The 16,129-nt window shown below is 46.2% G+C and carries 13 protein-coding genes; 5 read left to right on the top strand and 8 right to left on the bottom strand.

The features are described from left to right. Positions 1-21: 21 nt before the first annotated feature. Both hemB and yihA read right to left on the bottom strand, forming a co-directional pair. Positions 22-1,041 carry a porphobilinogen synthase gene (hemB, locus tag ICN19_RS04290; RefSeq protein ID WP_216245910.1) on the bottom strand — a complete coding sequence of 340 codons (1,020 nt, stop codon included), beginning with the start codon at positions 1,039-1,041 and terminating at the stop codon, positions 22-24. Beyond that, complete coding sequence (yihA, locus tag ICN19_RS04285) at positions 1,025-1,690, bottom strand: ribosome biogenesis GTP-binding protein YihA/YsxC (protein WP_216245909.1); 666 nt, start codon at positions 1,688-1,690, stop codon at positions 1,025-1,027. The genes hemB and yihA overlap by 17 nt, the downstream gene beginning before the upstream one ends. Positions 1,691-1,804: 114 nt before the next feature. Here yihA and ICN19_RS04280 point away from each other — a divergent pair, with 114 nt between their 5' ends. Beyond that, on the top strand, positions 1,805-2,521 hold the full coding sequence (locus ICN19_RS04280) for a cytochrome c (protein WP_216245908.1): 717 nt from the start codon (positions 1,805-1,807) through the stop codon (positions 2,519-2,521). A gap of 95 nt (positions 2,522-2,616) precedes the next feature. On the opposite strand, the gene lysA is transcribed toward ICN19_RS04280, so the two are convergent. Together lysA and ICN19_RS10155 are read right to left on the bottom strand one after the other, a co-directional pair. Continuing rightward, positions 2,617-3,915 (bottom strand): diaminopimelate decarboxylase, encoded by a 1,299-nt coding sequence (lysA, locus tag ICN19_RS04275; RefSeq protein ID WP_216245907.1) that lies wholly within the window; start codon positions 3,913-3,915, stop codon positions 2,617-2,619. Then, a complete protein-coding gene (locus ICN19_RS10155) occupies positions 3,915-4,106 on the bottom strand; it encodes a lipoprotein (protein WP_223146576.1) in 192 nt (63 codons plus the stop codon). The genes lysA and ICN19_RS10155 overlap by 1 nt, the downstream gene beginning before the upstream one ends. Before the next feature lie 2 nt (positions 4,107-4,108). Between ICN19_RS10155 and cyaY the strand changes: the two genes are divergently transcribed. Further along, on the top strand, positions 4,109-4,531 hold the full coding sequence (gene cyaY, locus ICN19_RS04270) for an iron donor protein CyaY (protein WP_255536926.1): 423 nt from the start codon (positions 4,109-4,111) through the stop codon (positions 4,529-4,531). Here cyaY and aroB read toward each other — a convergent pair. The 4 genes from aroB to ICN19_RS04250 all read right to left on the bottom strand — a co-directional run bounded on the left by aroB (position 4,528) and on the right by ICN19_RS04250 (position 8,013). After that, positions 4,528-5,610 carry a 3-dehydroquinate synthase gene (gene aroB / locus ICN19_RS04265; RefSeq protein WP_255536950.1) on the bottom strand — a complete coding sequence of 361 codons (1,083 nt, stop codon included), beginning with the start codon at positions 5,608-5,610 and terminating at the stop codon, positions 4,528-4,530. The genes cyaY and aroB overlap by 4 nt on opposite strands. A 16-nt stretch (positions 5,611-5,626) precedes the next feature. After that, a complete protein-coding gene (locus ICN19_RS04260; RefSeq protein WP_216245905.1) occupies positions 5,627-6,151 on the bottom strand; it encodes a shikimate kinase in 525 nt (174 codons plus the stop codon). Positions 6,152-6,163: 12 nt separating this feature from the next. After that, positions 6,164-7,186, bottom strand: coding sequence for a secretin and TonB N-terminal domain-containing protein (locus ICN19_RS04255; protein WP_255536925.1), 1,023 nt, complete (start codon positions 7,184-7,186; stop codon positions 6,164-6,166). Positions 7,187-7,281: 95 nt separating this feature from the next. Further along, positions 7,282-8,013, bottom strand: coding sequence for a hypothetical protein (locus ICN19_RS04250; protein WP_216245903.1), 732 nt, complete (start codon positions 8,011-8,013; stop codon positions 7,282-7,284). Positions 8,014-8,118: 105 nt separating this feature from the next. On the opposite strand from ICN19_RS04250, the gene ICN19_RS04245 reads away from it, so the two are divergent. The 3 genes from ICN19_RS04245 to ICN19_RS04235 all read left to right on the top strand — a co-directional run bounded on the left by ICN19_RS04245 (position 8,119) and on the right by ICN19_RS04235 (position 16,112). After that, a complete protein-coding gene (locus ICN19_RS04245; protein ID WP_216245902.1) occupies positions 8,119-10,455 on the top strand; it encodes a penicillin-binding protein 1A in 2,337 nt (778 codons plus the stop codon). Between the two features lie 12 nt (positions 10,456-10,467). Then, the gene (locus tag ICN19_RS04240) at positions 10,468-11,172 is read left to right on the top strand and encodes a transposase (RefSeq protein WP_216245901.1); all 705 of its coding nucleotides are present in this window, start codon (positions 10,468-10,470) and stop codon (positions 11,170-11,172) included. 194 nt (positions 11,173-11,366) lie between these two features. After that, entirely contained in the window at positions 11,367-16,112 is a 4,746-nt protein-coding gene (locus tag ICN19_RS04235; RefSeq protein ID WP_216245900.1) for a glutamate synthase-related protein, read from the top strand. Positions 16,113-16,129: the final 17 nt, after the last annotated feature.

The following is a 16,129-nucleotide window of genomic DNA, read 5'->3' as shown; positions in this document are numbered from 1 at the left end:
AGCCAACAATTAACTATTGAATTACTTAGCTGCTTTAATGAGTCGTGCCGCTTCAAGCGCAAAGTAAGTCAGAACGCCATCTGCACCAGCACGTTTAAATGCAAGTAAAGATTCCATCATGACGGCATCATGATCTAACCAGCCGTTTTGTGCAGCTGCCTTGAGCATGGCATATTCGCCACTCACTTGGTAAGCATAAGTCGGGTAATTAAATTCTTCTCTTACGCGACGAACAATATCCAGATAAGGCATGCCTGGTTTGACCATCACCATATCAGCACCTTCGCTAATATCGAGGGCAACCTCCCGCAAGGCCTCATCCCCATTGGCGCAATCCATTTGATAGGTTTTTTTATCGGCTTTACCAAGGTTCTTTGCAGACCCTACGGCATCTCTAAATGGACCATAAAACGCAGATGCATATTTAGCGGAATACGCCATGATGCGAGTGTGAATAAGTTTCTTTTGTTCAAGCGCTTCACGAATTTTTCCAATTCGGCCATCCATCATGTCTGATGGTGCAACGATGTCGACGCCTGCTTCAGCCTGCGCAACTGCTTGCTGCACCAAGATGGCAGTAGTCTCATCATTGAGAATGCGACCTTGCTCATCGAGTACGCCATCTTGACCATGATTTGTGTATGGATCAAGTGCAACATCAGTCATGATGCCCAAATTTGGGAAACGTTTTTTGAGTTCACGAACGGCTGAGGGAATGAGCCCCTTTGGATTAAAGGCTTCCTTGCCATCTGGCGTCTTTAGTGCTGCATCAATCACTGGGAAGAGTGCGAGTACTGGAATGCCTAAATCAACACACTCTTGTGCGATCGGAAAAAGTAGATCTAAAGAAACGCGATTCACGCCCGGCATTGATGCAACGGCTTCAGATTTCCCTTGCCCTTCTAGCAAAAAGACTGGGTAGATCAAATCATTGGTAGAGACGCTGTTTTCTTGCATGAGGCGACGTGACCAATCATCACGGCGCATACGGCGAGGGCGGTGCCCTGGAAAATTTAGCAATGAGTTAGCTGGTGATTTCATCTTCTTTAGTCTCTGCTTCAAATAACCATTTAATAACAATATTGTCGGCCTCTTCAAGCCCAATACGTTTAGTGCTTGAAAATAATTGTGCCGTAAGTTGCTTGGACTCACCATTGCCATCTGGCAAAGCTGGGTCATATTGTTGTAATTGTTTGCGAACAGCCTCTAGCGCATGCTTACACTCACTTTTGTTGAGTTTGTCGCACTTACTCAGCAAAACATGGATTGGCTTACCGGTAGGTACAAACCACTCAATCATTTGCTCGTCCAGGTCGGTGATACCGCGCCTAGAATCCACAATCAGCACCATGCCCACCAGCTGTTCCCGTTCCTGCAAATAGTCGCTTAGGAGGGCATTCCAGTGGTATTTGGTCTCATGGTTGACGGCCGCGTAGCCATAGCCCGGCAAGTCCACTAAATACGCCAGCAGGTCGTCTTTGGCAAAAAGGCCAAAATAGTTGATATGTTGGGTGCGGCCTGGCGTTTTACTGGCAAAAGCCAGTCTTTTTTGGTTGCAAAGGACGTTTATAGCGCTAGATTTCCCCGCATTTGAGCGCCCCGCAAAAGCCACCTCGCGCAGGGGTGTAGCAGGCAGGCAATGGGTGTCATTGACTGTGGTGGCGAATCGGGCTTGAAAGAGTTTAGACATGTCCAGAAGCTATTGTAAAATCACGCAAAATCATGAAATATCTCATGGTGTTGGGTAAAAGGTTGTAAATGCAGGGCCCAAACACTTTTAGGAATTTTTGCCAAGGTAAACATAATGCGTCAAACCTCTCAAATCTCCAAATTAACTAGCTTACGTGCTGGTTTTGCGGCTCTCTCTATTTTCGCCTTGATTGGCTTTTCTGGCACGGTTTTTGCTGCCGATGCAGCTCCTGCTGCTGAAGCCAAGGCTGCCGTTCCTGGCAAGCCAAAGGTCGATGCAGCAGCTGGCGAAGCTTTGTACTCCAATGGCGACCCTTCTCGCGGCGTTACAGCTTGCCTAACTTGCCACGGACCTAAAGGTCAAAGTGCAGTTGGTACATGGCCTAAGTTATCTGCCCAGCACGCAGCTTACACAGCGAAGCAGTTGAAGAACTTTAAAGAAGGTACACGCGCCAATCCTGTGATGATGGGTATGGCAGCAACCTTAACCGAGCAAGATATGCAAAACATTGGAGCTTATTTAGCTAAGCAGCCATTGTCACAAGGTGTTGCGCAAAATAAAAACACGATTGAATTGGGTCAAAGCATCTATCGTGGCGGTATTGCAGCAAAAGGTGTGCCAGCATGTGCGGCTTGTCATAGCCCAACTGGTGCTGGTATTCCTGCTCAGTACCCACTCTTAGGTGGTCAATGGGCCGATTACACAAATGCACAATTGCTAGCATTCCGTGAAGGTGTTCGTAAAAATAGCAGCCAGATGACTACGATTGCTACTAAGCTTTCTGATCAAGAAATGAAAGCAGTTTCTGATTACATCGCTGGTTTGCATTAAGCAAATTTCTTCAAATAAAAAACCCGCTCATGTAGCGGGTTTTTTATTGCCTAAAACTTTTACATTGCTATCGCATTATTAAGGCTAAGCAATTTTTAGTTCGGTAAAGTTTTTTCAGAGGAAAATAAGTCGGCAGTATTTTCACGCGCACGAATGACGTAAGCATTTTTTCCATCAACCATAATCTCTGCAGGTTTAGGCCGCGTATTGTAGTTGGATGCCATCACAAAACCATAAGCACCAGCAGACAGAATAGCAAGAAGATCGCCTTCTTCTACTGCAAGATGACGATCTCTTCCTAGCCAATCACCAGACTCACAAACTGGACCAACAATGTCGTAAGTCAAAGCTGTTGCTGTTTTCTTTTGGACAGGCACAATGCCGTGATGTGCTTCGTATAAGGCTGGGCGCATTAACTCTGTCATGGCGGCATCGACAATACAGAAGTTCTTTTCAGCGCCTGGCTTTAAGTATTCCACGGTGGTTACTAGTACACCAGCATTACCAACCAATGATCTACCTGGCTCAAGGACAACATCTAAATGCCCAAAGCCTCGTTCAGCTACTCGATTTAATAAGGTGTTCGTAAACTCAGTGATATCTGGCGGAGTTTCATCGCTATAAGAAATTCCGAGGCCACCACCTAGATCAAGATGATGAATAACAATACCTTCTTTTTTCAATTGCGCTACAAGATCCAAAACTTTATCGAGCGCATCCAGGTAAGGAGCGGTAGTAGTGATTTGTGAGCCAATATGACAATCAATGCCAACTACATCAATTTGAGAAAGTTGCGAGGCTTCACGATAAGTTTTTAAAACCTCGTGATAGGCGATACCAAATTTATTGCCCTTTAAGCCGGTAGAGATATAAGGATGAGTCTGTGCATCCACATCTGGATTAACACGCAAAGAAATTGGGGCGCGCAGATTGAGCTCTGTGGCAACCTTATTGATCTTGTGTAGTTCTGCGATAGATTCAACGTTGATGCATTTGACGCCAGCCTTTAAGGCTGCGCCGATTTCAGAGGCAGATTTACCTACACCAGCAAATACCAAGCTTTTTGGGTCTGCGCCGATAGCTAATGCGCGAGCTAACTCGCCGCCGCTGACCAAGTCAAAACCAGAGCCTAGTTTTTTAAAGCAATCGAGCACTGCTAAATTGCTATTGGCTTTCATGGCGTAGTGCACACGCGCACGACGTTTGCCGTTGCTATCAATACATGCCTTGTCATAAGCCTGGTAGGCTTCGGTTAATGCCTTTTTGCTATAGACGTAGAGCGGCGTTCCAAACTCTTTCGCCAAGTCTGAAAGGGGAATTTCTTCGGCATACCAGTTGCCGTTGCGTTCGGTAAAACCGGATAACTGAGGGATTGGAAGTGCTTTACTTGTCATTACTTGGCCGTTGAAGAATTGCTTGGGCTGGCAGGTGTTTGGGGTGGGTAGAGTTTGCCTTTTGGTTCTGGCTCTGAAGGGGCAACGGGAGCTGGCGGTACATTTGGCATGTACAGCTGTCCTCTTACCCCACACCCAACAAGGGATATTAAAAGGCTAAGGCAGAGGGTTCTATTAAGAATCGCTATCATGAATGTCTCTAAAACGAATGATTGAATATAGCATGCAGGACTCCAGTATGAATCCAACTAATTCAGGCGCAGAAACCATTGATGACAAGCAGTTTTATCAGTTGGGGAGCCATTTACTGCATTCTATAGAGCTAGCCTTAGAGGCTGCCGATGATGCATTAGATCTGGATTTAGATGTCGAGCGCCAGGGAGGAAATGTCATCAATGTTCGCTTTAAAGATAAAAGCGTCATTGTGGTGAATACCCAGCCACCTTTACATGAAATTTGGGTAGCGGCAAAATCAGGCGGCTACCACTATCGTTGGGCTGGCGCTATGGCCAAGCCTTTGTGGCTGGACACTAAAACCGGCAAAGAGCTTTTAAGTGATTTGTCTGAGTTTGCTAGCGCTCAAGCTGGCAAAGAAATAAAGATTACCCTAATTTAAGCGGCACCCGTGGCGCTCAAGGTTTCAATTACCTGAGCATCAGCTACGCTTTTAATCTGGGCTTTGCCAATCTTTTCTAAAACAACGTAACGGATTTGGCCGCCCTCAGTTTTTTTGTCAACCTGCATGAGTTCCATATAACGTTCGGCGCCAAACTTTGGAGGTGTGATTGGTAGATTCATCGACTGGATGATTTTGGTGAGACGTTGGACATCGGCTTCGCTGATGTAGTTAAGGCGGCGAGATAAGTCCGCACCCAAGACCATGCCGCAACCAACCGCTTCGCCATGTAGCCATTCGCCATAACCCATGCCTGCTTCAATTGCATGTCCAAAGGTATGGCCAAAGTTTAGGGTTGCACGAATACCACCTTCTCTTTCATCTGCGGAAACCACTGCAGATTTAATTTCGCATGAACGTAGCACTGCATGACCCATTGCTTCTGTGTCGCAAGCTAGCAGAGGCGTTGCGTTGGCTTCAATCCAATCCAAAAATGGTGCGTCAGCGATCGCACCATGCTTCACCACTTCAGCAAGACCTGCTGACAGTTCTCTTGGAGGTAGAGTCTTTAATGTATTGAGATCTGCAATCACTGCCGCCGGCTGATGAAAAGCACCGATCATGTTTTTACCGAGAGGATGATTGATCCCAGTCTTGCCGCCCACCGAAGAATCCACCTGAGCAAGTAAAGTGGTTGGCACTTGAATAAAGCGAATGCCCCGCATGAAGCTGGCCGCAGCAAATCCGGTCATGTCGCCAATAACTCCACCGCCTAAGGCAACCAACATCGTTTGGCGGTCGGCACCAAACTTCAAGAGATCATCAAAAATAAGCTGAAGGTTTTTCCAGTCCTTAAATGACTCGCCATCTGGCAAGACGATCGCTCTAACAGGCTTTCCAAAAGTATTGAGAGTCTTGGTCAGACGCTCGGCATAGAGGGGAGCAACCGTAGTGTTGCTGACGATATAAATCGAAGTTGCTTTTTCGCAGGCGCTAAATAAGTTTGGTTGATCAATCAGGTCTGTACCAATATAGATTGGATAGCTGCGATTTCCAAGATCAACTTCAAGTGTTTTCATCATAGTGCCAGTGTATTTAAGCGGAGAGTTCAAGTTGCATGATTAAGGTGTTAACCAACTGATTAACACTTGGTTTACCAGTTTCAATCACATGGTCAGCAATTTCACGATAGAGAGGATCGCGAATAGCGTACAAGTTCTCTAGTATTTTTTTAGCGTCACCATTTTTAAGAAGTGGGCGACCTTCGCCACCCTTAGTGCGATGCCAGAGTTCAATTGGATTGGCGTGTAAGTAGATAACAGTTCCATGCTCACTTAGTGCTTGGCGATTTTCTGGTAAGAGAATAGCGCCTCCGCCAGTTGCCAAAATGATATCTTTTTCAGAGGTGATTTCGCGAATGGCTTGCGCCTCTCGTTTGCGAAATCCTTCCTCGCCTTCCATTTCAAATATGACGGGAATTTTTACGCCGCAGCGCTCTTCGATGACGTGGTCAGCATCCAGAAATCGGCGCCCTAATTTTTTTGCTAAAACTTTTCCGACGGTCGACTTCCCGGCGCCCATGAGGCCGATCAGAAAGATATTGTTTGTCGAAGAGTTCACCCTTCGATTTTATTAGGGTTTGTCGAGAACGGTCGGAGTTAAAAAGACTAACAATTCAGTTTTGTCTTGTAATTTGGATTTATGACGGAAAAAATGGCCAATTAGCGGTATATCCCCTAATAAAGGGATTTTGACTTCATCTTCTCTTTCGGTAGTTTGGAAGATGCCGCCAATGATCGCTGTTCCACCATTCTCAACGGTGACCTCGGAACTAAGGCTTTTGGTATCAATCGCATAACCCTGCTCTGTTTTCATGCCTACCGTATCTTTATTGATCCCCACTAGCATTGAAATCTTTCCATCTGGATGAATTTTAGGAAGAACTTCGAGTCTTAAATTGGCCTTTCTAAATTGCAATTTGCTGCCATTTTGATTGGAAGTTTGATAGGGGAGTTCAGTGCCTTGCTCAATTGTGGCTTTCACTTGGTCGCCTGTCATGATTCGGGGGTTGGAAAGAATTTTTCCTTGGCCCTCAGATTCTAGGGCGGAAAGCTCTGCCTGAAGAATGCGACTCCCATTTCTGGAGACTAAGGTTGCTGCTATGGCTGCTGGATTAAAGCCGCTTAATCCTGCGCCAGCCAAATCCATGCTGCCTTTTATCTGTTGTTCTGCATTGCCACGTATGCCGTTAGCTTGATACCCTAGCTTGACTCCCAGCTCCTTAGCAAAGCGTTCATCCGCTTCCACAATGCGAGCTTCTATCAGAATCTGCCTGGGGCTATTGATGTGATCTCCACCAAAAGGAAGGGCTGCATCCTCGCGACGAAACTTTTGGAAGGCTTGGATTTCTGCGTGGGGCCCAATCCAGTAAATATCACCATTACGTACGAGTCTCAAACCACGACTGGCAAGAATGGAGTGGAGGGCGGTCTGCCAGGGAGTCTTGTTGAGGTCGACCGAAATCTTCCCCTTGATTGACTCGCTTAATAAAAAATTGGTGTTACCTAATTTTGCTAAAACCTGCAAAAGATCTCTTATTTCAATGTCGGTAAATTGCAGACTAATTGGGCTCAGAAAATGATTTTGTGAGGGCAAGTTTCCGTCCGCTAGTTTTGGTGAAAGCAGCATGAATAAAGCCAGCAAAAAGCAGGCTCTATTGAAGTATTTTTGGAGGGGGTGAATGCAGGGGCTCATTCGTTTGAGAAGGCTTTCAACACTAGAAATTTGCCTTCCGGATGAGAGAAGATTGCGCTGTCATTTTCTATGCTGCTAAGACGCCATTCGCCTAAAGCTTGACCTCCTTTTTCAAAAGCAATATTGCTTTTCCCGGTATTGAAAAATGCCTGATGAGAGCCTCCCATTTGGGCTGCACCCAAGTAGCGCCAGCGGCGTAATTCGGCCTCATAGGAGGGCGTCTTAGGTTTGCTAGAAACCCTGCTTTCAGGCTTTTTATTCATTAATGAGTGAATACTTACTTCTATTTCATCTATTGCTGCATATAAATCATCTTGATCTTGATGAAATTCATCGCGCATTAAGGCCATCTCCTTTTTTAGTTCGGAAATGAGCTTTTGAGATTCCTCTTGAGTGCTTTGAGACGCCTGATTAAGGGTATTAAAGGCAATGGAGACTGCAACAGCTGCCGCTATTAAGACCCCAAGAAAAAGGACAATCAACACTCCCATTTTTTGAACAGAATTTGGGATCTGAAGTTTGTGAAGGGAGTCCACGAAACGAGGGTGATCATTCTGTCCTGAAGCTTTGGAGGGGGCGCCTTGCGGGGATGGTGGCTTACGTATTCCATGAGGGTCTGGGATGGCCGGGTCATCGCCGAGATCGCTCAAAATTTCATCAAATGATTGGCTAGAAATGTGGCGTGCAGGCATGACTCCATTCTTGAGTGTTGAGCCCTGAAAAGCCATCAGCCCAGCTTGAACCCAACGTCAGAAATTAGGCTTTTACTATTCATAAAACAGGGGTTTTGGAGCTTTTAGGGAAATTGACTAAGCACCCTATAATTTGGGCATATGGCCTTACCTCCAAAAGACAAGCCGCCGCTCAATCAGCGTCCTATTCGTCCATCTGATAGACGTCCTCGGCAAACACGAGTTCAGCCTGGCTTGCCGCGCAAGAATTCAAGCAATCCTCTGGTCAAGGCTCTGCTGATCATCGGCGTAGTTTTTGCAGTGGTAATTACCTTATTGATGGGTTACGCATTTTTGGTAGCGAAACCTAATCTCCCAAAAATTTCCGCCCTAACTGATTACAACCCAAAGACCCCTCTGCGCATCTACACGGCAGACAAAGTATTGATTGGTGAGTTTGGTGAAGAGCGTCGCAAGGTAATCCCGTTAAATGAAATTCCTCAAAGCATGCGCAATGCTGTTTTAGCAATTGAGGACGATCGCTTCTATTCTCATGGTGGCGTGGACTATGTTGGAATTTTGCGGGCTGCATTAACCAACTTACGTGGACATCTTTCGCAGGGCGCTTCAACCATCACTATGCAGGTGGCACGTAATTTCTTCCTCAGTAATGAGAAGACCTTTAGCCGAAAAATCTATGAAGTTTTATTAGCCTGGGAAATTGAGTCTCAATTAACCAAAGACAAAATTCTGGAGATTTATATGAACCAGATATTCTTAGGACAACGGGCTTATGGTTTTTCTAGTGCAGCACAGATCTATTTTGGTAAAGAGTTAAAAGACATCACCATTGCTGAGTCAGCCATGTTGGCTGGATTGCCAAAGGCGCCATCAGCCTATAACCCGGTAAGCAACTTCCGCCGGGCCAAGATTCGTCAAGAGTACATTCTCCAGCGTATGCGCGATCTGGGCTACATCACCCCAGAGGAGTACCAAAAAGCGATGATTGAGGAATTGCATATTCGTGGTCTTGGCAATGAGTTTGCAGTACGCGCAGATTTCCCTGCAGAGATGGTGCGTCAATTGCTATTCACACAATATGGTGAGGCAATCTACTCCCAAGGAATTGATGTTTACACCACTATCTTGAAAGCGGATCAAGACGCAGCCTATAAGGCAGTGCGCAAAGGAATTTTTGAATACGACTTGCGTCATGCTTATCGTGGCCCCGAGGGATTTATTGAGTTACCGGAAGATTCTGTCAAGCGCCAACGTGCGATTGATGAAGCGTTACTTGCGTATCCACAGTTGGATGATTTGCAGTCTGGTGTTGTGCTTGATGTGAAGCCGAAGGAAATGCAGGTCATGATTGCTACTGGCGATACCATCACCATTAAAGGCGATGGTATGAAGCTGGCGGCCGCATCTATCACTGATAGCACCCAGCCTAAGAAGCGCTTGCGTCCTGGAGCGGTTGTACGCCTGTTATCTGATGGTGGAGTTTGGAAGTTGGCACAACTGCCACAAGTTGAAGCGGCCTTTGTGTCTATGAATGCAGAGACCGGCGCCATTCTCTCTTTGGTGGGCGGCTTTGATTTTCGGCGCAATCAATTCAACCATGTGACACAAGCCTTGCGTCAGCCAGGCTCGTCATTTAAGCCATTTATTTATGCAGCTGCTATTGAAAAAGGCTTTAGTCCTAGCACGATGGTGAATGATGCACCCCTATCAATTGGCAGCATGGAAACAGGTAGTCAGGCCTGGGAGCCAAAAAACTACGATGGCAAATATGATGGGATGATGCGCTTGCGGAATGCTTTAGCAAAATCCAAAAACTTGGTTTCCGTTCGTATCATTCGTGCTATTGGCCCTTCCTATGCACAGGAATATATTCAGCGTTTTGGTTTTGAACCAGAGAAGCATCCACCTTACTTAACAATGGCTTTAGGGGCGGGTTCAGTAACGCCGTTGCAAATGGCATCTGCTTATAGTGTGTTTGCCAACGGCGGGTATCGAGTGGATCCATTCTTGATTGATAAGATGGTGGACTCTAAAGGCACTGTCATGTTTGAAGCAAAGCCAACTCACGCTCGTGAGGATGCTCCTCGTGTATTGGATGCGCGAACTGCTTTCGTAATGGATAGCATGTTGCAAGAGGTAACCAAGACTGGTACCGCAGCTTCTGCACGCGGTAAGTTGGGGCGCAATGATATTGCGGGTAAGACTGGTACTACCAATGATTCTCATGATGCTTGGTTTGCTGGGTATAACCCGAAAGTAGTTGCTGTTGCATGGATTGGTTTTGATAAGCCAGCCAGCTTAGGTGATCGAGAAACTGGTGGCGGTCTTGCATTGCCAATGTGGATCTCTTATATGAGTACAGCATTAAGAGATATTCCACAGCAGGCACGTGAAGTGCCTAGTGGAGTAACTCAAGTTGATGGCGACTGGTTTATTCCAGAATTCTCAAATAGCGGCGGTGCACGCGAACTGCAGTAGTTCGCTTCTAAGATGGCACGGCAAGCTCGCACTGTAATACCCGGCCAAGCAATGCATGTGATGGTCCGCGGTAATAACCGTGAGACACTTTTTTTTACCGATGAAGATCGGCGCACTTACTTAGAGTGGTTGCGTGAGGCGGCAAGGCAATTTGGTTGCGCAGTTCATGCTTTTGCTTTGATGCCCAATCATGTTCACCTGTTGATGACTCCGCAAAACGAAGACTCACTTGCAAAAACTATGCAATCTTTGGGACGTCGTTATGCGCAGTATTTCAATCAACAGCACCGTCGCTCGGGAACAATTTGGGAGGGAAGGTACCGCTCATCCCTAATTGATCCCGATTATTTTTTGCGTTGCCAGCGTTATATAGAACTCAATCCTGTAAGAGCTGGATTTGAATCTAACCCCCAAAGCTCCACTTGGACTAGTTTTGCAACGCATATTGGAGGCAATGCCGAACCCTGGCTAGTGGATCATCAGCATTTTTGGCGTTTAGGCAATACTCCTTTTGAAAGGCAGATGAGTTGGGCGAACTTTGTTAAGGAGGGGGCGCCCCACTGGGAGGATCGACAAATCACCGAATCTTTAGTACGTTCCAAACCCTGGGTAAGTGATATTTATGCGAAAAAGCTCTTCAAAAATGCCCCAGAGATAGCAACAATACGGCATCGCGGCCGTCCTAGAAAAATAAGCTTAGTAAATTCAACGACTTAGAGAAATAAAAACTCCTCTGAAATCAGTTTAGGGCATTGAATATTATGACTCTGTCCCCATATAAGTAATACATGTTGGCGCGGCAGCAAAATAAATGGGACAGACACATTTTATTTCTATTGCATCGGTATGGGTATTCACCTATATTTGATCCTCCAAAAGTAATTAGGCCTTTGTCGCCCCTCGGAAATACTATGACTACACAATTAAATACAGATCTTCGCCCTATCGCTCAAGGTTTATATGACCCAAGTAATGAGCACGACGCTTGCGGCGTAGGATTCGTTGCACACATTAAAGGCAAGAAATCCCATGAGATCGTTTCTCAGGGTTTGCAGATTCTTGAGAACTTAGATCACCGGGGAGCAGTCGGTGCTGATCCTTTGATGGGTGATGGTGCCGGTATCTTGATTCAGATTCCAGATACTTTATATCGCGAAGAAATGGCTAAGCAAGGTGTGACTTTGCCGCCACTAGGCGAGTATGGCGTTGGCATGATTTTCTTGCCAAAAGAACATGCTTCACGTTTGGCGTGTGAACAAGAATTAGAGCGCACTGTTCGTTTAGAGGGTCAGGTTGTTTTGGGTTGGAGAGATGTTCCGGTGGATGTGAAATTGCCGATGTCTCCAACAGTGCAAATGACAGAGCCATTTATTCGTCAAATTTTTATTGGTCGTGGTCGCGACATCATGACAACCGATGCGCTTGAGCGTAAGTTGTATGTAATTCGTAAGACAGCAAGTCATGCGATTCAAGATTTGCATCTCAAGCATGGCAAGGAATATTTCGTTGCCTCAATGTCTGCTCGCACCATTGTTTATAAGGGTTTGCTGTTGGCGAACCAGGTGGGTGCGTATTACCAAGACTTGCAAGATAAGCGCACTGTATCAGCGTTGGCATTAGTACATCAACGCTTCTCTACTAATACATTCCCTGCTTGGGAATTGGCGCATCCGTATCGCATGATTGCGCATAACGGCGAGATCAATACTGTTAAAGGTAACGTCAACTGGGTGAATGCACGTGAAGGTGCAATTAGCTCACCAGTGCTTGGCGATGACTTGCAAAAACTTTGGCCATTAATTTATCCAGGCCAATCAGACACTGCGTGTTTCGATAACTGTTTAGAGTTGTTGGTAATGTCTGGCTACCCATTGGCTCAAGCCATGATGATGATGATTCCAGAAGCATGGGAACAGCATGCATTGATGGATGACAATCGTCGCGCTTTCTATGAATACCATGCAGCAATGATGGAGCCATGGGATGGTCCTGCAGCAATGGCATTTACCGATGGTCGTCAAATCGGCGCAACTTTAGATCGCAATGGTTTGCGTCCAGCACGTTATTACGTTACCGATGATGACCTTGTCATCATGGGATCTGAGGCTGGTGTATTGCCTATTCCAGAGAGCAAGATCGTTCAAAAATGGCGTTTGCAGCCAGGCAAGATGTTCATGATCGACATGGAGCAAGGTCGCATCATTGATGATGTTGAATTGAAGAATGCGGTTTCCAAGGCTAAGCCATATAAGAGCTGGATTGATGCCGTTCGTGTGAAATTGGACGAAGTTGATGCCAGCAAGGTGGATTTGGTTGATGAGAAAACTACCATTCGTCCAGCGGCTAAGTTATTAGATCGCCAGCAAGCATTTGGTTACACCCAGGAAGATATTAAATTCCTCATGGCTCCGATGGCCATGAATGGTGAGGAGGCTATTGGTTCAATGGGTAACGACAGCCCATTAGCGGTTCTCTCTAATAAGAACAAACCTCTCTATAACTACTTCAAACAATTGTTTGCACAAGTTACTAACCCTCCGATTGACCCAATTCGCGAGAACATGGTGATGTCTTTGGTTTCCTTCATCGGACCTAAACCGAACTTGTTAGACACCAACAATATCAATCCACCAATGCGCTTGGAAGTTAGCCAGCCAATTCTGGATTTTGATGACATTACTAAGATTCGTCACATTGGTCATTACACCAATGGTAAGTTCCGCTCTTACGAATTGGATATTTGCTATCCAGCATCATGGGGTAAGGCTGGTATTGAAGCGCGTTTAGCTTCTTTGTGTGCAGAGGCAGCTGATGCAGTGCGTTCTGGTTACAACATTTTGATCGTGAGCGATCGTCAAGTTGACGAGAAGCACGTCGCGATTCCAGCATTGTTAGCAACCTCAGCAATACATCAGCATTTAGTACAAAAAGGTTTGCGTACTAGCGTTGGTTTGGTGGTGGAAACAGGCAGCGCGCGTGAGACCCATCACTTTGCACTCTTGGCTGGATATGGTGCAGAAGCCGTTCATCCATACCTCGCAATGGAAACTTTGGCAGAGATGGCCAAAGGCTTATCTGGTGATTTGTCTGCAGAAAAAGCAGTGAAGAATTTTGTGAAAGCTATCGGTAAAGGCTTGCAAAAAGTAATGTCCAAAATGGGCATTTCAACTTATATGTCTTACACAGGTTCACAGATTTTTGAAGCGATTGGCTTGAATCACGACATCATTGATCAATACTTCAAAGGCACCCCATCAAACGTTGGTGGTATCGGTGTATTTGAAGTGGCTGAAGAAGCATTGCGTATGCATTCCTCCGCATTTGGTAATGACCCAGTTCTGACCAATATGCTTGATGCCGGTGGTGAGTATGCTTTCCGTATTCGTGGCGAGAACCATATGTGGACTCCTGACACGATTGCGAAGTTGCAGCACTCCACACGTATCGGTGCTGAGAAGGGCTATCAGACCTATAAAGAGTACGCCAACATCATCAATGATCAAACTAAGCGTCAAATGACTTTGCGTGGTTTGTTTGAATTCAAGATTGATCCAGCAAAAGCCATACCGTTGGACGAGGTAGAGTCTGCAAAAGAAATCGTTAAACGTTTTGCAACGGGCGCGATGTCTTTGGGTTCGATCTCTACTGAAGCGCACGCTACTTTAGCAATCGCAATGAACCGTATTGGCGGTAAGTCCAATACTGGTGAAGGCGGCGAAGATCCAAACCGTTATGTGAATGAACTCAAAGGCATTCCAATTAAGAAGGGTGAGTCTTTAGCAAGCATCTTGGGTAGCGACGTAGTTGAGGCTAATATTCCATTGCAAGATGGCGACTCCTTGCGCTCTAAGATTAAGCAAGTTGCTTCTGGTCGTTTTGGTGTAACTACAGAATATTTGCGCTCTGCTGATCAGATTCAGATCAAGATGGCACAAGGCGCTAAGCCTGGTGAAGGCGGTCAATTGCCTGGTGGCAAGGTTTCTGACTACATCGGTAAGTTGCGTTTCTCAGTACCAGGCGTGGGTTTGATTTCTCCTCCTCCTCACCACGATATTTATTCGATTGAAGATATCGCCCAGTTGATTCATGACTTGAAGAACGTCAATCCAAAAGCTGACGTTTCTGTGAAGTTGGTTTCTGAAGTGGGTGTTGGAACTGTTGCGGCTGGTGTTGCGAAAGCTAAAGCGGACCACGTTGTGATCGCTGGTCATGATGGCGGTACTGGCGCATCCCCATTGTCTTCAATCAAGCACGCTGGCTCTCCATGGGAACTCGGCTTAGCTGAAACACAGCAGACATTGGTTCTCAACGGCTTGCGTAGTCGTATTCGTGTTCAGGCTGACGGTCAAATGAAGACTGGTCGCGACGTAGTGATCGGTGCTTTATTAGGCGCGGATGAGTTTGGTTTTGCGACAGCACCATTGGTCGTTGAGGGTTGCATCATGATGCGTAAGTGTCATTTGAATACCTGCCCAGTGGGTGTGGCAACACAAGATCCAGAGTTGCGTAAGAAATTCTCTGGCAAGCCAGAGCACGTTGTGAACTTCTTCTTCTTTATTGCTGAAGAGGCTCGCGAGATCATGGCGCAATTGGGTATTCGTAAGTTTGATGACTTAATTGGTCGCGTTGATTTGTTAGATACCCGCAAAGGTATTGAGAACTGGAAAGTGCATGGCTTGGATTTCAGTAAGATTTTTGCTGAACCACAAGTTGCTGCTGAAGTTCCACGTTATCAGGTACTGACACAAGACCATGGCTTAGCTAGTGCACTCGACAATATTTTGATTGAGAAGAGTGAGCCTGCCTTAGAGCGTGGCGAGAAGGTATCTTTCATTGTTCCTGTTAAGAACGTGAACCGTACAGTTGGCGCAATGCTTTCGGGCGAAGTTGCTCAGCGTTATGGTCATGCAGGTTTGCCTGACGATACTATTCATATTCAGTTGAATGGCACGGCTGGTCAAAGCTTCGCAGCTTTCTTGGCTCGCGGTATCACTTTAGACTTAGTTGGTGACGGCAATGACTACGTTGGTAAAGGCTTATCCGGTGGTCGTGTGATTGTTCGTGCTCCGCATGAGTTCCGTGGCGATACAGCGAAAAACATCATTGTTGGTAATACTGTGCTCTATGGTGCAATTGCCGGCGAAGCATTCTTTAATGGTGTAGCCGGTGAGCGTTTCGCGGTTCGTAACTCTGGTGCTACTACTGTTGTTGAAGGTACTGGCGACCATGGTTGTGAGTACATGACTGGTGGCACAGTAGTCGTATTGGGCGCTACAGGCCGTAACTTCGCAGCAGGTATGAGCGGTGGTATTGCTTATGTTTATGACGAAGATGGTTTGTTCGATAAACGTTGCAATACCAGCATGGCGACTTTGGAAAAAGTGCTGCCTTCTGCTGAGCAGATTGCCAAAATGCCGAAGTCTGAGTGGCACGCCCCTGTCGATGTTAAAGATGGCGGTGAGCGTCTAACAGACGAACAGATCTTGAAGGGTTTGATTGAGCGTCACTTCCGCCACACTGGCTCTGAGCGTGCAAAAGCACTTTTAGCTGACTGGGAAAATGCCCGCGGACGTTTTGTGAAGGTTCTCCCAACTGAGTACAAACGTGCGCTCGGTGAGTTGTGGGAAAAGGCTCAGAACAAAACCGTTGCTGCTTAATCAAATAGATAGACATT

The sequence above is a fragment of the Polynucleobacter sp. AP-Capit-er-40B-B4 genome, from assembly GCF_018882245.1.
In the GTDB taxonomy this organism is placed as follows: domain Bacteria; phylum Pseudomonadota; class Gammaproteobacteria; order Burkholderiales; family Burkholderiaceae; genus Polynucleobacter.
Note: the sequence above shows the minus strand (reverse complement) of the source record. Positions and strands in the feature narration are given on the sequence as shown.